This window comes from Ferrovibrio sp. GW821-FHT12E11 (assembly GCF_058806975.1).
In genome coordinates this window covers 3,442,388-3,460,979 of the sequence record NZ_JBXAQG010000001.1, presented here as the reverse complement: position 1 = coordinate 3,460,979, position 18,592 = coordinate 3,442,388, and the positions used below count along the sequence as shown (strand labels likewise).

22 protein-coding genes are annotated in these 18,592 nt (G+C 63.0%); 14 read left to right on the top strand and 8 right to left on the bottom strand.

The window, feature by feature from the left end; translation table 11 throughout:
- Positions 1–13 precede the first annotated feature (13 nt).
- Complete coding sequence (locus tag AC1ROT_RS17195) at positions 14–517, bottom strand: type III secretion system chaperone family protein (RefSeq protein WP_492971335.1); 504 nt, start codon at positions 515–517, stop codon at positions 14–16.
- Positions 518–795: 278 nt separating this feature from the next.
- A complete protein-coding gene (locus AC1ROT_RS17190) occupies positions 796–1,062 on the bottom strand; it encodes an accessory factor UbiK family protein (protein ID WP_492971336.1) in 267 nt (88 codons plus the stop codon).
- A 192-nt stretch (positions 1,063–1,254) separates the two neighbouring features.
- Here AC1ROT_RS17190 and lysS point away from each other — a divergent pair, with 192 nt between their 5' ends.
- The 12 genes from lysS (at position 1,255) to AC1ROT_RS17130 (ending at position 11,675) form a co-directional block, all read left to right on the top strand.
- Complete coding sequence (gene lysS / locus AC1ROT_RS17185; protein WP_493000449.1) at positions 1,255–2,775, top strand: lysine--tRNA ligase; 1,521 nt, start codon at positions 1,255–1,257, stop codon at positions 2,773–2,775.
- On the top strand, positions 2,775–3,578 hold the full coding sequence (lgt, locus tag AC1ROT_RS17180) for a prolipoprotein diacylglyceryl transferase (RefSeq protein ID WP_493000447.1): 804 nt from the start codon (positions 2,775–2,777) through the stop codon (positions 3,576–3,578). The genes lysS and lgt overlap by 1 nt, the downstream gene beginning before the upstream one ends.
- Entirely contained in the window at positions 3,575–4,663 is a 1,089-nt protein-coding gene (locus AC1ROT_RS17175; RefSeq protein ID WP_493000445.1) for a class I SAM-dependent methyltransferase, read from the top strand. Before lgt ends, AC1ROT_RS17175 begins: the two co-directional genes overlap by 4 nt.
- Complete coding sequence (pgeF, locus tag AC1ROT_RS17170; protein WP_493000443.1) at positions 4,660–5,451, top strand: peptidoglycan editing factor PgeF; 792 nt, start codon at positions 4,660–4,662, stop codon at positions 5,449–5,451. The genes AC1ROT_RS17175 and pgeF overlap by 4 nt, the downstream gene beginning before the upstream one ends.
- A 63-nt stretch (positions 5,452–5,514) precedes the next feature.
- Positions 5,515–6,390, top strand: coding sequence for a hypothetical protein (locus AC1ROT_RS17165; protein WP_493000441.1), 876 nt, complete (start codon positions 5,515–5,517; stop codon positions 6,388–6,390).
- Positions 6,391–6,487: 97 nt separating this feature from the next.
- Positions 6,488–7,420 (top strand): ribose-phosphate pyrophosphokinase, encoded by a 933-nt coding sequence (locus AC1ROT_RS17160; protein WP_492971342.1) that lies wholly within the window; start codon positions 6,488–6,490, stop codon positions 7,418–7,420.
- A gap of 93 nt (positions 7,421–7,513) precedes the next feature.
- The gene (locus AC1ROT_RS17155; RefSeq protein WP_493000439.1) at positions 7,514–8,227 is read left to right on the top strand and encodes a 50S ribosomal protein L25/general stress protein Ctc; all 714 of its coding nucleotides are present in this window, start codon (positions 7,514–7,516) and stop codon (positions 8,225–8,227) included.
- A 73-nt stretch (positions 8,228–8,300) separates the two neighbouring features.
- Positions 8,301–8,954, top strand: coding sequence for an aminoacyl-tRNA hydrolase (gene pth, locus AC1ROT_RS17150; protein WP_493000437.1), 654 nt, complete (start codon positions 8,301–8,303; stop codon positions 8,952–8,954).
- A 1-nt stretch (position 8,955) separates the two neighbouring features.
- Positions 8,956–10,056 (top strand): redox-regulated ATPase YchF, encoded by a 1,101-nt coding sequence (ychF, locus tag AC1ROT_RS17145; RefSeq protein ID WP_493000436.1) that lies wholly within the window; start codon positions 8,956–8,958, stop codon positions 10,054–10,056.
- 20 nt (positions 10,057–10,076) lie between these two features.
- On the top strand, positions 10,077–10,541 hold the full coding sequence (locus AC1ROT_RS17140; RefSeq protein WP_492971346.1) for a MaoC family dehydratase: 465 nt from the start codon (positions 10,077–10,079) through the stop codon (positions 10,539–10,541).
- An 8-nt stretch (positions 10,542–10,549) separates the two neighbouring features.
- A complete protein-coding gene (locus AC1ROT_RS17135) occupies positions 10,550–10,996 on the top strand; it encodes a MaoC family dehydratase (RefSeq protein WP_493000434.1) in 447 nt (148 codons plus the stop codon).
- Between the two features lie 22 nt (positions 10,997–11,018).
- Positions 11,019–11,675 carry a dienelactone hydrolase family protein gene (locus AC1ROT_RS17130; RefSeq protein ID WP_493000432.1) on the top strand — a complete coding sequence of 219 codons (657 nt, stop codon included), beginning with the start codon at positions 11,019–11,021 and terminating at the stop codon, positions 11,673–11,675.
- 7 nt (positions 11,676–11,682) lie between these two features.
- On the opposite strand, the gene AC1ROT_RS17125 is transcribed toward AC1ROT_RS17130, so the two are convergent.
- From AC1ROT_RS17125 to petA, 6 genes are all read right to left on the bottom strand, one after another.
- Entirely contained in the window at positions 11,683–12,537 is an 855-nt protein-coding gene (locus tag AC1ROT_RS17125; RefSeq protein ID WP_493000430.1) for a VOC family protein, read from the bottom strand.
- 22 nt (positions 12,538–12,559) lie between these two features.
- Positions 12,560–13,090 carry an adenine phosphoribosyltransferase gene (locus tag AC1ROT_RS17120; protein ID WP_492971350.1) on the bottom strand — a complete coding sequence of 177 codons (531 nt, stop codon included), beginning with the start codon at positions 13,088–13,090 and terminating at the stop codon, positions 12,560–12,562.
- 22 nt (positions 13,091–13,112) lie between these two features.
- Complete coding sequence (locus tag AC1ROT_RS17115; protein WP_493000429.1) at positions 13,113–14,177, bottom strand: S-methyl-5'-thioadenosine phosphorylase; 1,065 nt, start codon at positions 14,175–14,177, stop codon at positions 13,113–13,115.
- 122 nt (positions 14,178–14,299) lie between these two features.
- Entirely contained in the window at positions 14,300–15,064 is a 765-nt protein-coding gene (locus AC1ROT_RS17110) for a cytochrome c1 (protein WP_493000428.1), read from the bottom strand.
- A gap of 13 nt (positions 15,065–15,077) precedes the next feature.
- A complete protein-coding gene (locus AC1ROT_RS17105; protein ID WP_492971353.1) occupies positions 15,078–16,331 on the bottom strand; it encodes a cytochrome b in 1,254 nt (417 codons plus the stop codon).
- Positions 16,332–16,343: 12 nt separating this feature from the next.
- Positions 16,344–16,877, bottom strand: coding sequence for a ubiquinol-cytochrome c reductase iron-sulfur subunit (gene petA, locus AC1ROT_RS17100; RefSeq protein ID WP_492971354.1), 534 nt, complete (start codon positions 16,875–16,877; stop codon positions 16,344–16,346).
- A 200-nt stretch (positions 16,878–17,077) separates the two neighbouring features.
- Here petA and AC1ROT_RS17095 point away from each other — a divergent pair, with 200 nt between their 5' ends.
- Positions 17,078–17,566, top strand: coding sequence for a tRNA (cytidine(34)-2'-O)-methyltransferase (locus AC1ROT_RS17095; protein WP_493000427.1), 489 nt, complete (start codon positions 17,078–17,080; stop codon positions 17,564–17,566).
- On the top strand, positions 17,563–18,432 hold the full coding sequence (gene hemF, locus AC1ROT_RS17090) for an oxygen-dependent coproporphyrinogen oxidase (RefSeq protein ID WP_493000426.1): 870 nt from the start codon (positions 17,563–17,565) through the stop codon (positions 18,430–18,432). Before AC1ROT_RS17095 ends, hemF begins: the two co-directional genes overlap by 4 nt.
- The last annotated feature ends 160 nt before the right edge of the window (positions 18,433–18,592 follow it).

The window sequence follows — 18,592 nt, the reverse complement described above, 5'->3', positions numbered from 1 at the left end:
GGCAGCAAATCGCTCAGGCTTCGCCGACGCACTCGAACATGGCTGCCGCGACGGCGTCTTCCGGCGTACGCCCACCCCAGACCAGGAACTGGAAAGCCGGGTAGAAGCGCTCGCATTCCGACAGGCCGATTTCCATCAGGTCCTCGATCTGCTCAGTCGTCGCGCCCAAGCCGCCGCGCAGCAACAAGGCCTGGCGGAAGACCACCATGCCTTCCTCGACCCAGTAATCGAAATGGCCGATCAGGGCCTTCTCGTTCACATAGGCGAGCAGGGAATGCAGATCGCGCCGGCGGTTGGCCGGCACTTTCATGTCGAACGCGCAGGTGAAACTGAGGGCGCCCAACTCGTCGCGCCAGGAGAACCACATCTGATGTTCGCAGTAGCGGCCGGACACCCCGACGGTCAGCTCGTCCTGACCCTGACGGTCGAACGGCCATTCGTGCTCGCCAACGATCTGCTCGACCAGATCGAGCGGATTGAGACGGCTGGAGGTTTCGGTTTCGATCAGAGTCCGCATGCGCTAGCGCTCCCCCTGTGCGGCGGGCCGGTTCTCGGCAAAAAGTCCGGAATGGCTCATCGATATTGACTGGCGGCTGAGAGTGGAAATGATGGGATTTTGGCCCCATCCGGAGACGGCTTCAGCCTTTGCCGAGTATGCCCCCATACCCTCGGCTGACCATAGATATAGGTGTCGCGACACAGAACACACCATAGATTTAGAATATGCGGGGCAAGGAGGGGGTGCAACAGCAGATTTACGAAAAATTCATGAAATTCGCCTGATCCGGACTGAGGTTAGGCAGGATCGACGAATCCGACATTCTGCTTGGATTCGAGCGCGGCAAGACGCTCCGACAGCCGGATATTTTCTTCCCGGGCCGCCGCCGCCATGGCCTTCACGGCCTCAAATTCCTCGCGGGAGACCAGATCCATTTCGGTCAGGGCGCGTTCCAGCCGCTGACGGAACGCCTGTTCCACCTCGCCTTTTACGCCCTGCAGCGTACCGAGCGCGCCAGTGGCGATACGGCTGAGATCATCGAGCAGGCGATTATCGGTCTGCATGGCGCGACTCCGAAGGGGAAACCCTCATTCCGATATGGCCGCCCCGGCCCGGCATCGCAAGCGCCCGGCCTGTGCATTACTTGGTTTTCCACAGCTATTCTGTCCCCGATTCCACTCTGGCCGAGCGGTTGGAAAGACAGGGGGCGGGTGGTAGTTTCGCCGCCCACGCCAAGACTTACCGGCAGATTCATCGTGACCGAGCAGACCACCACCGATACCGCCGTTTCCGGCGAGCGCGCCAACCGCGAAGCCAAGCTGCAGCAGCTGCGCCAGCTTGGCCTCGACCCGTATCTGGCGCCGAAATTCCCGAAATCGCACAAGAACACGGCGGTACATGAGGCCTTTGCGCACCTTCAGCCCGATGAACGGGCCGATGAGAGCGTTGCAGTGGCCGGGCGCGTGATGGCGATCCGCAACAGCGGCATGTTCATCGATCTGGTCGACGATACCGTGAAGCTGCAGATTTATACGGGCAAGGAGGATGTGCAGGGTCGCTTTGCCCCCGTCATGAAGGCGCTGGATCTCGGCGACATCATCGGCGTGCGTGGCAAGGTCCGCCGCACCAAGCGCGGCGAGATCACGGTCGACACCGACGAGATCGTGGTGCTGGCCAAGGCGCTGGAACCGCCGCCGGAGAAGTGGCACGGCCTGAAGAATGTCGAGCAGCGTTATCGCCACCGCGAATATGACCTGATCGGCAACGAGGAAAGCCGCGCCACGCTGCGCACCCGTTTCCGTGTGATCCAGACCGTGCGCCAGTTTCTGAACGGCGAAGGCTTCCTGGAAGTCGAGACGCCGATGCTGCACAGCATCCCCGGCGGCGCCATTGCCAAGCCGTTCGAGACCCATCACAACGCGCTGGATATCCCGCTCTACATGCGCATCGCGCCCGAACTGCATCTCAAGCGCCTGGTAATCGGCGGCCTGAGCGAGAAGGTGTTCGAGATCAACCGATGCTTCCGCAACGAAGGCATCTCGCCGCGCCACAATCCCGAATTCACCACCATGGAACTCTATCAGGCCTACGCCGATTACGAGGACATGATGGATATCGCTGAGCGTACCATCGCGCAGGCGGCGATCACGGCCACCGGCAGCACCAAGGTGAAATTCGGCGAGCATGAGATCGATTTCACCCCGCCGTTCCGCCGTGGCACCATGCTCGGTCTGATCGAAGAGCACGGCAAGGTGAAACTCGACGGCCTGGACGATGCCCAGGCGCGCGACGCGGCGAAGCAGGCCGGCGTCGAGATCGCGCCGACGGCCAGCTGGGGCAAGGTGGTGGAAGCCTGCTTCGAGCATTTCGTCGAGCCCAACCTGATCCAGCCGACCCATGTGGTGGCCCTGCCCAAGGCGATCTCGCCCCTAGCCAAGGCCAATCACGCCAATCCGACGATCGCCGAGCGTTTCGAGACCTTCTGCAACACCTGGGAAATCGCCAACGCGTTTTCCGAGCTGGCCGACCCGCAGGAACAGCGCGCCCGCTTCGAGGACCAGCAGAGCCAGCGCGATGGCGGCGACGACGAAGCGCATCGTATCGACGAGGATTTCCTGAAAGCCCAGTCCGCCGGCATGATGCCGATGGGCGGCCTTGGCATCGGCATCGACCGCCTGGTCATGCTGCTGACCAATTCGCAAACGATCCGCGAAGTGATCGCCTTCCCGACGCTGCGCCCGCGCACTGAAGGCGCGGGCGAAACCCCGGACGAGTGATGCTGTTCACGCTGGCCTTCCCGGTCATCGACCCGGTGATCTTCGCCATCGGGCCGTTTGCCGTGCGTTGGTATGCCCTCTCCTACATCGTTGGCCTGATTGCCGGCTGGCGCATCGCCATGCGCCTCGCTGCCAAACCCGAAAGTGAAGTAACGCCGGAACAGATCGACGGCTTCCTGCTTTGGGCCACGCTGGGTGTCGTGCTCGGCGGTCGCCTGGGTTACGTGCTGTTCTACAATCTCGGGCATTACCTTCAGAATCCGGCCGAGATTTTCGCTGTCTGGCAGGGCGGCATGTCTTTCCATGGCGGCATGCTGGGTGTCATCGGCGCAATGGCTGTTTATTGCCGCCTCGCCAAAGTGCCATTCCTCGCCTTCACCGACATCATCGCCTGCGTGGCACCGATCGGGCTGTTCTTCGGCCGCATCGCCAATTTTATCAACGGCGAACTCTGGGGTCGCGTGGCGCCTGATTTTGCCTGGGCCATGGTGTTTCCCACCGGCGGAGATCTGCCGCGCCATCCGAGCCAGCTGTACCAGGCCGTGATGGAGGGCCTGATCCTGTGGATCGTGATCAACGGCCTGCGGTGGAAGACCGATGCGATGAAGCATCCGGGCCAACTATCGGGCGTGTTCCTTATCGGTTATGGCATGGCGCGCATCATCGGCGAGTTGTTCCGTGAACCGGATCGGCAGATCGGCTATCTGATCGCCGGCACAACCATGGGCCAGTGGCTGTCGCTGCCGATGGTACTGTTTGGCATAGGCGTCGTGTGGTGGGCGCGGCGACGGCCGACGGCGTGAGCGCCGCACCGCTTCACGATATCCTGCGCCGCCGCATCGCTGCGGAAGGGCCGATCACCGTTGCGGCCTGGATGGCCGACTGCCTGCTGCATCCCGACCATGGCTATTACCGGAGCCAGGAGGCGATCGGGGTAAGCGGCGATTTCACCACGGCACCGGAAATCAGCCAGATGTTCGGCGAATTGCTCGGCCTGTGGGCCGCCGACTGCTGGCAGAAGCTCGGTACGCCGGAACGCTGCTATCTGGTCGAACTCGGCCCCGGCCGCGGCACGCTGATGCGCGATGCCCTGCGGGCGGCGCGCGCCCTGCCCGCCTTCCGCGCCGCCATCACACCGGTCCTGATCGAGGCTTCGGCTCGCATGCGCGGTCAGCAGGAAGCCACCCTCGCCGCAGAGCAGGCCATCTGGCATGAACAGATCGGCGCAATTCCCAGGGATGCGCCAATCATCCTGCTGGCCAATGAATTTCTCGACGCCCTGCCGGTACGACAGTTCCAGCGCGATGACGATCGCACATGGCACGAGCGCTGCGTCGGTCTGGACGATGATGGCGGCTTCCGGTTCCTGCTCGATCCGCGCGCCCTGCCGTTCGACGATCTGTTGCCGGCGGTGCTGCGCGAAGCACCGCCTGGCGCCCTGCTGGAATCGAGCCCGCCGGTTCGTGCCGTGGCTGTCGAAACCGCGGCGCGGCTGAAGCAACAGGGGGGAGCGGCCCTGTTCATCGATTACGGCTATGCCAAACCTGATTTCGGGGAAACCCTGCAGGCCGTCTATCGCCATACCTATGCCGATCCCTTGCAGAATCCCGGCCTGGCCGACCTGACCGCCCATGTCGATTTCGCCTCATTCGCGCTCGCAGCCAGCCGTGCCGGCGCCGAGGCGCATGGACCGCTGGGCCAGGGCGATTTCCTGCTGCGTCTGGGGATTACAACCCGCGCCGACAAACTCAAGCAATCCAATCCTTCGCAGGCCGGCGATCTGGATCGTGCTGTGCACCGGTTGACCGCGCCCGAAGCGATGGGCACCCTGTTCAAGGTGGTGGCGCTGAGCGCCCCGGATTCGTTCATTCCGGCAGGATTTGCATGACTGTCGCCCATTTAGATATCTCGGCCGATATTGCGCCCGTTACGGCTCCGCTGCTGGCCGGTGTTGCCCATGGCTTTTTCACCCGCCGTGGCGGCGTTTCGCAGGGCCTCTATGCTTCGCTGAACTGCGGCCCGGGGTCTTCGGACGACCCGGATAATGTGATCGCCAATCGCAGCCGCGTGGCAAAAATCCTGCAGGCCCCGCATGGGCTGGCTTCGCTGTATCAGGTCCATGGGCGCGAGGTCGTCGTGGTCGGTGGCAGCTACGATCCTGCGGCACGTCCCAAGGCCGATGGCCTGGTGACGGCGCGACGCGGCGTGGCGCTGGGCGTGCTGTCGGCCGATTGTGCGCCGGTATTGTTTTCCGATGCAGACGCCGGCGTGATCGGCGCCTGTCATGCCGGATGGCGCGGCGCACTGGCCGGCATCACTGATGCCACCATCGAGGCGATGGAAAAATTGGGGGCTGCACGTGCACGCATCCGCGCCGCCATCGGCCCCTGCATCGGCCAGAGATCCTATGAAGTCAGCGATCCCTTCCGTACCGAATTCCTGAACGCGGATACCGGGAATGCCGTCTTTTTCGGCGAGGGCCGGCGCCCCGGGCATTGGCAGTTCGATCTGCCGCGCTATCTGCTGCAACGGCTGCAGCGCAGCCGTGTGACAGCCGAAGATCTTGGCCTCGATACCTGCAGCGATCCGGTACGCTTTTACAGTTATCGCCGCATGACCCTGGCCGGTGAAGCCGATTACGGGCGGCAAGTCTCGGCGATTGCCCTGCCGGTGTGATCCCGGCCATGCCGCATCTGTTTTTCTTTATGGTCCTGTGTCTTCTCGGTCTGATGGTGAGCTGTGTTATCGGTTAGGTCTCTTTCCCTTCTGCTCGTTGTCGCCAGCCTGGCGGCCTGCCAGCCACTGCCGCAGCCGTTCCAGGCGGACCGCCGCGCCAAGGCCACCAATACCCTGCTGCGCCCTGTTGGCGAGACCAGCGTCTTTGTCACGCCGGTTGCCGGCCTGCCCGAACCCGACGGCCGGGCCATGGCCGAGGCGCTGGCGACAGCTCTGGCGGAAAAGGACATCCCGGCCAGCGCCACGGCCCGCAACCGCCTGTCATCTGTGCTCAGTGTGACCCTGGAGCCACGCGGCAACGATACGGCCTGGCGCTGGAGCGAACGCCTGTCCGACAACAGCGAGGTGAGCGAGCCGGCCCAGCCGCTCGGCATCGGCCTGGCCCGATTAAACGATCCGGCCGCAATCAAACAGGCGGCGAAGACCATGGCGACCGGCATTGCCGGCCGCCTGAACGAGGCGCTGGCCGCTACGGCCCCGGTCGACACCGGGCCGGCTAAGTTAGCTGTGAAGGATTGCACCGGTGCGCCCGGCGACGGCAACCGCGCCCTGCGCCAGGCGATGCGCGAGCTTTTGATCCTGGGCGGCCAGGCGCCCCTGCCGGGACCGGAAGGTGCCGACTACATCATCAGTTGCGACGTGAAAGTCTGGGAAGACAGCCCGGGTTCCGAACGTGTGGCCATTGAATGGGTGCTGCAGGCTGCCGATGGCAGCCGTCTGGGCGAGGTGAAACAGGGGAATCGCATCCCCCGCGGCCAGCTGGCGCAGGCCTGGGGCAACACCGCCCATATAATCGCCCAGGGCGGCTGGCAGGGCCTGAGCGAGATCATCGAGACCCAGCGTCGCGGAAAACCGGCCCTTCGCCCCTTAAAATCCTGAAATATCTGGATTTTTGCCGGTTTACAGGCTGCCCCACGGCGGGTATAGTCCGCGCGATTTTTCCCCCCGGATTCCGGTCCATCCACAGAGCGCAGTCATGAAGGTTTTGGCGGGTAACTCCAATCGTCCGCTTGCGGAAGCCATTGCGGCGTATCTGTCGGTTCCGCTCGCCAAGGCCAGCGTCCGCCGGTTCTCCGACATGGAGGTCTTTGTCGAGATCCACGAGAACGTCCGCGGTGAGGATGTCTTCGTGATCCAGTCGACCTCGTATCCGGCAAACGACCATCTGATGGAACTGCTGGTCTGCATCGATGCGCTCAAGCGCTCGTCGGCCCGCCGCATCACCGCTGTGCTGCCCTATTTCGGCTATGCCCGCCAGGATCGCAAGCCCGGCCCGCGCACCCCGATCTCGGCCAAGCTGGTGGCCAACCTGATCACCGCTGCCGGCGCCAACCGCGTGCTGACGCTGGATCTCCATGCCGGCCAGATCCAGGGTTTCTTCGATATCCCGACCGACAACCTGATGGGCGGTCCGGTCCTGACCGCCGACATCAAGCAGCATCTGCAGGGCGATGACCTGATGGTCGTGTCGCCCGACGTGGGCGGCGTGGTGCGCGCGCGCAATATCGCCAAGCGCCTGGATGCCGACCTCGCCATCGTCGACAAGCGCCGCGAAAAGGCCGGCGTGTCGGAAGTCATGAACATCATCGGCGACGTCGAAGGCCGCCGCTGCATCCTGGTCGACGATATCGTCGACTCCGCCGGCACGCTCTGCAACGCCGCCGAGGCGCTGAAGAAGCATGGCGCCAAGTCGGTCTTCGCTTATGTGACCCACGGCGTGCTGTCGGGCGGTGCGGTCGCCCGCGTCACCGCCAGCCAGCTGGAAGGCCTGGTCATCACCGATTCAATTCTGGCCACCGAAGCGGTGCGCCTGGCCCGCAATATCCGTCAGGTCTCGATCGCGCCGCTGATCGGCGAGGCGATGCGGCGGATCAGCGAGGAGACTTCGGTCTCCAGCCTGTTCGATTAAAGTTTCAGAGTTTCGGCGCGCGGCACCCCTGGAGGCCGGCGTCGGAAACGGACCGGCATGGTGCCGGCACCGTATCTAAGCAAGGAGCGCATTATGCGTGACGTAACCACCATCGCCGCCGAGGCGAGGTCGAGGGCCGGCAAGGGGACCGCCCGTGCAACGCGACTGAAGGGTCGTGTGCCGGGGGTCATCTATGGCGAAAAGCAGACCCCGGAGCTCATCTCGGTTGAAAGTCGTGAACTGCTGAAGGAGCTGCACAAGGGCAACTTCTTCTCGCGTCTGTTCACTGTTGATATTGCTGGCAAGACCGAACGGGTCCTCGCCCGCGACGTGCAGCTCGACCCGGTCACCGACCGGCCGATCCATGTCGACTTCCAGCGCATTGGCAAGGACTCGAAGGTCCGCATCTTCATTCCGGTGCACTTCGAGAACCAGGACCAGTCCCCGGGCATCAAGAAGGGCGGCGTGCTGAACATCGTGCGCCACGAAGTCGAATTCTTCGTCCAGCCCGACAACATCCCCGAGAGCCTGACGATCAGCCTGGCGGGCATGGATATCGGTCATTCGATCCATATCTCGGCCTTCACCCTGCCTGCCGGCGTCAAGGCGGTGATCCAGGATCGCGACTTCACCGTTGCGACCATCGCCGCCCCGACCAAGGAAGAAGAAGCTGCACCGAAGGCGGAAGCTGCTGCTGCCGCTCCGGCTGCTGCTGCAGGCGCCAAGGCTGCCGCTCCGGCTGCCGGTGCCAAGGCCGCCCCGGCCGCTGCCGCCAAGCCGGCGGCGAAGCCGGCTGCCAAGAAGTAAGCCTGACGCGGGCGGCGCATCGCTGGTGCGCCGCCCGCTCCTCTCTCTTCTCTCTGCCGGACGCTGAACCGCCATGCTGCTTCTCGTCGGACTGGGCAACCCGGGCAGCGAACATAAGCGGCAACGCCACAATGTCGGTTTCATGGCCGTTGACGCCATCGCCGAACGCCATAATTTCCAGCCCTTCAGGAAGCGCTTCCAAGGCGAAATCGCCGAAGGCGTGCTGAACGGCACCAAGACCCTGCTGCTGAAGCCGCAGACCTTCATGAACCTCTCGGGCAAGTCGGTCGGCGAGGCGGCGCATTTTTACAAAATTCCGCCGCAGCAGATCGTGGTGGCGCATGATGAACTGGATCTCGCCGCCGGCAAGATCCGTATGAAAATCGGCGGCGGCCATGCCGGACATAACGGCCTGCGCTCCATCGATGCGGCGATCGGTCCCGATTACCGCCGACTGCGCATCGGCATCGGCCACCCCGGCAAGGATCGCGTGCTGGGCTATGTACTGCAGAATTTCCATACGGACGAGCATGTGTGGCTCGATCCGCTGCTGGGTGCCATGGCCGCCGAGGCCGGCTACCTGGCCAAGAACGACGATGCTGGCTTCATGACCAAGGTGGCGCTGCTGCTGCAGCCGCCCAAGGCCGAAAAGCCCCAGATCGAAAAGCCGAAGGCCGAAAGGCCGAAGACAGACAAAAGCAACAAGACAGACTCGAAGGACGCGTAACATGGGTTTCAAATGTGGCATCGTCGGCCTCCCCAATGTCGGCAAGTCGACGCTGTTCAATGCGCTGACACAGACGGCAGCAGCGCAGGCAGCCAACTATCCGTTCTGCACCATCGAGCCGAATACGGGCCTGGTTGGTGTGCCGGATGAACGCCTGGATGTGCTGGCCGAGATCGCAGGCTCAGCCAAGATCATCCCGACGCAACTCACCTTCGTCGACATCGCCGGCCTGGTGCGCGGCGCCTCTAAGGGCGAAGGCCTGGGTAACCAGTTCCTCGCCCATATCCGCGAGGTCGATGCGATCTGCCATGTGCTGCGCTGCTTCGAAGACGGCGACATCACCCATGTGGAAGGCAAAGTCGATCCCGTCGCCGATGCCGACACCGTCGAGACCGAACTGATGCTGTCGGATCTCGAAAGCCTGGAGCGTCGCGCCGAGCAGACCGCCAAGCGCGCCAAGCAGGGCAACGAGGAAGAAAAGGCCCGCCTCGCCGTCATGGAAAAGGTGCTGGTGGCCCTGCGCGCAGGCAAACCGGCCCGCACTGTGGTGCCGACCGAGGACGAGAAGAAGCTCTACAAGGAGCTGATGCTGATCACCGCCAAGCCGGTGCTGTATGTCTGCAATGTGGAGGAGGCCTCGGCCGCCGAGGGCAATGCCTTCTCGGCCCGGGTAAAGGCCAAGGCCGATGCCGAGGGCGCTGCCATGGTGGTGATCTCGGCTGCCATCGAGTCCGAAGTCGCCCAGCTCGACAGCGATGAGGAAAAGACCGCCTTCCTGGCCGATCTGGGCCTGAAGGAAACCGGCCTGACCCGGGTGATCCGTGCCGGCTACGGCCTGCTCGAGCTGCTCACCTTCTTCACCGTCGGTCCCAAGGAAGCCCGGGCCTGGACCGTGCGTAAAGGCGCCAAGGCGCCGGAAGCGGCCGGCGTCATCCACACCGATTTCGAGAAGGGCTTCATCCGCTCTGAAACCATTGCCTATACCGACTATGTGGCCGGCAAGGGCGAAGCCGGCGCCCGCGACGCCGGGAAATTGCGGCTGGAAGGCAAGGAGTACATCGTGCAGGATGGCGACGTCCTGCATTTCCGCTTCAACACCTAAGAGCTGCCCAAAGAGCCACCATGAAATACCTGGAGGATTTCACCGTCGGGCAGACGATGACCTATCCGCCCCACACGGTGAGCGAAGACGAAATCATCGCCTTCGCGCGCGCCTACGACCCGCAACCCTTCCATCTCGACAAGGAGGCCGCCAAGCAATCGCTGTTTGGCGGCCTTTGCGCATCTGGCTGGCACACCGCCGGCCTGATGATGCGCATGCTGGTCGATAACATGATCGGCAAATACGCCAGCATGGGATCGCCCGGCGTGGACCAGCTGCGCTGGGTCAAACCGGTTTTTCCCGGCGACACGCTGCAGCTGAGCGGTGAAATCCTCGATGTCAAATTCTCCCAGTCCAAACCGGATCGCGGCGTCATCACCTCGCGCTACGAAATGCGCAACCAGAACGGCGATGTGGTGCTGACCATGCAGGCCAAGGGCATGTATGCCCGCCGGCCGCCGCAGTCCCAATCCTCTGGGGCCTGAGGCGCGCCATGCAGTATTACGAAGATATCCAGCCCGGTACGGTGCGCGAGATCGGCAGCCACACCTTCACCGAAGCGGCCATCGTTGAATTCGCCCGGCAGTTCGACCCCCAGTCCTTCCATATCGATCCGGTCGCGGCAAAGCAGTCGGCATTCGGCGGCATCATCGCCTCGGGCTGGCATACTGCCGCCACCGTGATGCGCATGATCGTCGATTCCGCCATCGAGGTGGAAGCCAGCCTCGGTTCGCCCGGCTTCGACGACCTCGCCTGGCTCAAGCCCGTGCGCCCCGGCGACACCATCCGGGGGCGCATGACCTGCATCGACAAGACGCCGTCACGCAGCCGGCCGGGCATCGGCTCTGCCCGTTTCCTGATCGAAGCCTTCAATCAGAATAACGAGCTGGTCATGCGCTATACCAGCATCGGCATCATGCGTTTCCGCAACCCCACCTGATCCGGAGATCGTTATGGGTACGATGACCAGCCTGACTGCCGCCGATGGCCACCGTTTCGGCGCCTATATCGCCGAGCCGAAAGGCACGCCCAAGGGCGGCATCGTGGTGATCCAGGAAATCTTTGGCGTGAACAGCCATATCCGGGCCGTCAGCGATGGCTACGCCGCCGACGGCTATTACGTAATCGCCCCGGCGATCTTCGACCGCATCCAGCCTGGAGTCGATCTGGGCTATACCGGCGACGACATGACCAAAGCGCGCGAAATCCGTGGCAAGATGATCTGGGATGGCGTGTTGAAAGACGTCACGGTTGCTGTCGCGGCTGCGGCCCAGGCCGGACGCGTCGGCACCGTGGGTTATTGCTATGGCGGTGGAGTCACCTGGAAGATGGCCTATGCCGTGTCCGGCGTCGCCGCCGCTGTGGGCTATTATGGCGGCCCCTGGGGCGAACTGAAGGACGAGGCGCCGAAAGCCCCGTCCCTGCTGCATTTCGGCGCACTCGACAAGATGATTCCGCTCAGCCTGGCCGAGGAGCTGAAGGTGAAACATCCCTTCATCACCACCCATGTCTATGACGCCGACCATGGCTTCAACTGCGACCAGCGCGCAACTTACAATGCCGCCGCTGCCGTGACGGCGCGACGTCGCACCCTGGCCTTCTTCGACGCCCTGCTCTGAAGTTTCCTCAGCCGCGACTGGAAAACTCCAGGAAGCAGCCATTCGCGGCCTCGGCGGGCACCAGCACGGTACCATCCAGGCTGCGTTCATGGGCAATGCCGGCAGCCTTGAAATAGGCCGCCGCCGCTTCCGTGTTGTGGACGCGGAAACGCATGCCGGCCACAAAGGGCGTCGGGCGCGGCTGATGTGTCAGGTCCGGGAACAGCGTATCGAGATCGTCGGGTGTGACGAACAGCAGCGTCTCGCGGCCAGTACGCACCGCAACCATACGGTCGGTTCGTACTGCTGCGCCGGCACCGACCAGCTTTTCATACGCCAGTTCCAGCGCCACCGGATTCTCGGTCACAATAATGACGCCGCTGATATGTTCCGCGCCATTGGGATGCACCAGCCATTCCGGTTTGCGCAGCATCTCCGGCGTCAGGTGCTGGCACAGGAACAGCGAGAGGTCCGGCGTGGCCTCAGTCGGCAGATGTACCAGGCTGAAGGCCGGCAGCACGGTCCCCTCGGGCAGTTCCAGCTCGCGCTTCAGATCCTGTGGCGCCGAAGGCTTGAAGCCCGAGGCGGTCAGCTCCGCCACAGCCGCGGCAGAGTCATCGATGCCCAGCGCCACCTTGTGCACGCCCTCGCCCCTGGTCTGCAGTGCCTCTTCCATGCCGGCGGTGTAGCCACCCGCCTCGGCAATGCCGAGCAGCTCATGGTAGTTGGTGGGGAACATCACGCAGTAATTGCCGGTGGCCCAGCCGATATGGCGGCCACGTGGCGTCACCGTGAAGCCGAGCCGCTGCCAGGTCTTACGGGCGGCTTCCAGATCGGCCACCGCCAGCACGGTGTGATCGAGGCCGATGATGTGATGCGCCACGGCGATACTCCGGAAAAAAAACTCAGTGCCCGTCGAATTCGCAGAGCGACAGGACCTCGACATTGAGCGCTTCCAACCGTTTGCGGCCACCCAGTTCGGGCAGGTCGATGATGAAGGAGCAGCCGACCACATTACCCTTGTGCGCGCGGATCAGCTTGATCGCCGCCTCGGCCGTGCCGCCGGTGGCGATCAGGTCATCGACAATCAGCACATTCTCGCCCGGCTGGATGGCATCGACATGGATTTCCATCGAATCGGTGCCGTATTCCAGCTGGTATTCCTGCGACATGGTCTTCCAGGGCAGCTTGCCGCGCTTGCGCACCGGCACAAAGCCGACTGAAAGCTGATGGGCGATGGCGCCGCCGAGAATGAAGCCGCGCGCCTCGATGCCCACCACCTTGTCGATCCGGGTGCCGGCCAGCGGCTGCACCATCTCGTCAACGGTCTTGCGGAAGCCGCGAGCGTCCTGCAGCAGCGTGGTGATGTCGCGGAACATGATGCCCGGCTTCGGATAGTCGGGAATGGCGCGAATCTTGTCCTTAATACCCTGCATGATTGCGGGTTCCTTCCTATGGTCAGGCCTTGAGGATACGGCCGGCGACCGCATCGAGTTTTTTCAGTACCTTGGGGTCGCGCTTTTCCGGCGCAGTGATCAATGCCGTGTCCAGAACCCGGTCGCAACCCTGCGGGCAATGATCGGGGCGTTCGCGCAGATAGGGCACCGTCTTTGCCACCAGCGACTGGCCCTTCTCGGCATTGCCAAGCAGCACGCGGATAACGGCGGCGACGTCCACATGATCGTGATCCGGATGCCAGCAGTCATAATCGGTGACCATGGCAACCGAGGCGTAGCAAAGCTCGGCTTCGCGGGCCAGCTTGGCCTCTGGTGCATTGGTCATGCCGATCACGTCGCAGCCCCAGCTCTTGTACAGGAAGCTTTCGGCCTGGGTGGAGAATTGCGGCCCTTCCATGCATAGATAGGTGCCACCGCGCTGCGCCGTGATGCCGGCGTCCTTCGCGGCCGCCTCCAGCGCATCGCCCAGGCGCGAGCAGACCGGATGTGCCGCCGAGACATGGGCCACCATACCGGTGCTGAAAAAACTCTTCTGCCGCATGAAGGTGCGGTCGATGAACTGATCGACGATCACGAAACTGCCCGGCGGCAGATGTTCCTTGAACGAGCCGCAGGCCGAAACCGAGATCACATCATGACAGCCAACACGCTTGAGCGCATCGATATTGGCGCGATAATTCACTTCGGACGGTGAATGGACATGGCCACGGCCATGGCGCGGCAGGAAGACCAGCTCGGCACCATCCAGCTCCCCGAACAGCAATTCGTCGGACGGGTCGCCCCAGGGCGTGGAAACCTTGCGCCACTTCGTCTTCTTCAGGCCGGCCATGCCATAGAGGCCGCTGCCGCCCAGCACCCCGATGCGGACCGGGTCGCCCTTCTTGGCGATATGCGGCTTCGGGATGCCGGCCGATTTGTTGCCGCCCGCCACCGACTTCGCGGCAGCCCTGGCCACGGCGGCGGCAGACGTCGTCACTTTGCGAACCAGCGTTTTGGCCTTGGCTTTCGCAGCGGGTTTTTTCGCCGGCTTGCGGGCGGGCGCCGCTTTCTTCTTCGCTTTTGCCATGGCTGAAAATCTCCGTCTGGACCGGCCGAACGCCGCGCGAGACTTAAGCAAACCGCCCCTTGCGGCGCAACAAAAAAGGCCGCCGTTTCCGGCGGCCTTTTCCTAACTTGATTGAGATCCGATCAGTGCAGCTTGGCCCAGATGCGCTTCTTGGCGAAGAAGAACAAGCCGGTCAGCACCACCAGGAACACCATCACCTTGAAGCCCAGGCGCTTGCGATCTTCCAGCTTGGGCTCGGCGGCCCACATCAGAAAGGCCGATACGTCATGCGCCATCTGCTCGACACTGGCCTTGGTGCCATCGGCATAGGTCACCTGGTCGTCGTTGAGCGGCTTGGGCATCGCGATCTGATGGCCCGGGAAATACTCGTTGTAATGCAGGCCTTCGCCCACCGTGGTGCCGGCCGGAGCCGTCTTGTAGCCCACCATGAGGGCATGGATGTAATCCGGACCCTGCGCGCGAGCCTTGGCGATCAGCGACAGATCGAGCGGATAGGCGCCACCGTTGGAAGCACGCGCCGCCTTCTCGTTCGGGAAGGGCGACGGGAACTTGTCGGAGGCCAGCCCCGGGCGCTTGAACATCTCGCCCTGGTCGTTCGGGCCGTCATTGACCTCGAAGGTGGCCGCCAGAGCCTTCACTTCGGCATCGTTGAAACCGATGTCCTTCAGATTGCGGAACGCGACATACTTCATCGCGTGGCAGGCCGAACAGACTTCCTTATAGACCTGATAGCCGCGCTGCAGCTCGCCACGGTCGAACGTGCCGAACGGGCCGTTGAAGCTCCAGTTCTGCTTCGGTGCCACCGTTTCGTTGCCCGCGGCAAAGGCCGGGACGGTCAGACCCAGGGTCAGGGCGGCGAGGATCGCACGCATGGTCATCGTCTTCATGGTTCGATCCCCCTTACGCTTTGCTGCCGGCGGCGCCAGTGGCGTCGCCTTTAAGCACAGCCTCGCTAATCGAGGCAGGCAGCTTCAGCGGCTTCTCGAACCAGCCGACCAGCGGCATCAGGATGAGGAAGTGCGCGAAGTAATACACGGTGCAGACGCGGCCGATCACCAGGGCCATGCCTTCCGGCGGCAGGCCGCCAGCATAGGTCAGGCCGACGCAGGCGATCAGGAAGACCCAGAACAGCTGCTTGTAGATCGGGCGGAACTTGGCCGACCGCACCTTACTGGTGTCGAGCCAGGGCAACAGGAACAGGATCAGGATCGCGCCGAACATCAGCAGCACGCCGCCCAGCTTGTCGGGCACCGAACGCAGGATCGCGTAGAACGGCAGGAAGTACCATTCCGGCACGATATGCTCCGGCGTCACCAGCGGGTTCGCCGGGATATAATTGTCCGGGTGGCCCATGAAGTTCGGGGCATAGAACAGGAAGAACGAGAAGAAGATCAGGAACACGCCCACGCCGAACGCATCCTTGATCGTGTAGTACGGATGGAACGGGATGCGGTCCTGCGGGCCCTTGGTATCGATGCCCAGCGGGTTGTTGGACCCATGCTGATGCAGCGCCAGCACGTGCAGGATCACGATGCCGACGATCACGAACGGCAGCAGGTAGTGCAGCGAGAAGAAACGGTTCAGCGTCGGGTTGTCGACGGCGAAGCCGCCCCACAGCCAGGTCACGATCGGCTCGCCGACCAGCGGGATGGCCGAGAACAGGTTGGTGATCACGGTGGCGCCCCAGAAGCTCATCTGGCCCCAGGGAAGCACGTAGCCCATGAAAGCGGTCGCCATCATCAGCAGGAAGATGATCAGGCCGAGGAACCACAGAATTTCGCGCGGCGCCTTGTACGATCCGTAGTACAGACCGCGGAAAATGTGGATGTAAACCACGATGAAGAACATCGAGGCGCCGTTGGCGTGCATGTAGCGCAGCAGCCAGCCATAGTTCACGTCGCGCATGATGTGCTCGACCGAGTCGAAGGCCATCAGGGTATGCGGCGTATAATGCATGACCAACACGATGCCGGTGAGGATCTGGACCACCAGGCAGAGGCCGGCAAGCGAGCCGAAATTCCACCAGTAGCTCAGATTCTTCGGCGTCGGGTACTGGGTGCCGACCATGTGGTCGAGCGTGGAGAAGACCGGCAAGCGGTATTCGATCCACTTGACGAGCGGGTTGGCAAAGAAGCCGGAATTGTTGTCAGCCATCGGTTGGGGTCCTTAGCCGATGCGGATGCGGGTATCGTTGAGGAAGGCGTACTGCGGCACGGGCAGGTTCGCCGGCGCAGGGCCTTTGCGGATGCGGCCCGAGGTATCGTAGTGCGAGCCGTGGCAGGGGCAGAACCAGCCGCCGAAATCGCCCTTCTGGCCGAGCGGCACGCAGCCCAGATGGGTGCACACGCCCATCATGACCAGCCATTCGGGCTTCTTCACGCGGTCGGCGTCCTTGGCCGGATCCGGCAGGGCAGCCGTGTCGTCCTTCTGCGCCTGCTCGATCTCCGCAGGCGTACGATGCCGCACGAAGACCGGCTTGCCACGCCACAGCAGGGTGACGCTCTGGCCGGCGGCGATCTGGCTGAGATCAACTTCGGTGCTGGACAGCGCCAGCACGTCGGCCGACGGGTTCATCTGATGCACGAACGGCCAGATGGCTGCTGCCGCACCCACCGCACCGAACGCCCCCGCAGCGATGACAATAAAGTCCCGCCGGGTCGGCTCGGTCGTCCCGGCCGTCTGGGTCCCTGTCCCTGCCATAGATCCCTCGAAGATAATAAGACTTGGAAACGTGACGCGATATTTCTCACTATATGTTGGCGAAGTCCAGCACTTAGCCGGACGGATGCGACAGGTTGCCGCAGGGGTCTTGAGGTTGGAATCACGCCGGCAAACCGCCAAAAAACCGATAGCGCTTCGCAGCGTCCCGAAGCCCGATTCAGAACCCCCTTTGGAAGGCCATGCGGCTCGCCCTTTTTGAACCCGATCTGCCGCCCAATCTGGGCACGATTCTGCGCCTGGGTGCCTGCCTGGCAATACCGGTGCATGTCATCGAACCCTGCGGCTTCCCCTTTTCCGTCCAGACCGTGCGGCGCAGCGCCCTGGACTATCTGGAACATGCCGAGATCCACCGGCATCTCAGCTGGCAGCATTTCCTGGCCGAGAAGCCGCCCGGCCGCCTGCTGCTGATGACCACCAAGGCAGCCGTGCCTTATACGGAGTTCCGGTTTGCCGCCGACGACATCCTGCTGATGGGCCGGGAAACCAAGGGCGCGCCCGATTATGTGCACGAGGCCGCCGATGCCCGGCTGGTCATCCCGATCCGCGCCGGTTTGCGCTCGATCAATGTCGCAACCGCAGCCGCCATGGTACTGGGCGAGGCCCTGCGGCAATGCGATGCCTTTCCGTCGCGTCCCGCCGGGATGCAGCAAGGAGACCCGCAATCATGAGTGACGCCCTGCACGCCGATCCTGCCATTGCCGAACGCCAGCAGCGCGCGCGGACCTGGTTCGAGGAATTGCGCAACCGCATCTGCTCCGCCTTCGAAAAACTGGAAGACGACCTGACCGGCCCCCTCAGCAGCCGTCCCGCCGGACGCTTCGAGCGCCAGCCGTGGGACCGCCCGGGCGGCGGCGGCGGCGTGATGAGCGTCATGCGGGGCCGGGTCTTCGAAAAAGTCGGCGTCAACATTTCCACCGTGCATGGCGAATTCAGCGAAGAGTTCCGCAAGCAGATACACGGTGCGGGTACGGATGGACGCTTCTGGGCATCCGGCATCTCTCTGGTGGCGCATATGCAGTCGCCGAAAGTGCCCGCCGTGCACATGAACACCCGCTTCCTGGTCACCAGCAAGGCCTGGTTCGGCGGCGGCGCCGATCTCACACCCATGGTTCCCGACGAAACCGACACCGCCAGCTTCCATGCGGCGCTCAAGAGCGCCTGCGACCGCGCCGATCCGGGCTACTACCCGCGGTTCAAACAGTGGTGCGACGATTATTTCTACCTGCCCCACCGTAACGAGCCACGCGGCGTCGGCGGAATCTTCTTCGATCAACTCGACAGCGGCGACTGGGAACGCGATTTCGCATTCACAAAATCGGTCGGCGAATCGTTCCTCGAATCATATCCAAAAATCGTGCGCCGAAGCCTGAATGATTCGTGGTCGGCGGCCGAAAGAGAGCACCAACTGGTCCGTCGCGGACGCTATGTCGAGTTTAATTTGCTCTACGATCGCGGCACCACATTCGGTCTGAAAACCGGTGGCAACACAGAAGCGATTCTGATGTCGATGCCGCCGGAAGTGAAATGGCCGTGATTAAAAAAGACCAGATTTCATGCGGCTTTTTTGCACGTCGTAATTCTCGCAAGTCATCGCGCGCGTTTTACTTGAGCAATGCTTTTTCGTTCGCGCGACATGCTGTCGAGTGTTGCGGATTAGATACGCGCTTAACCATTTTTTAAGCGCGCGCAAGATT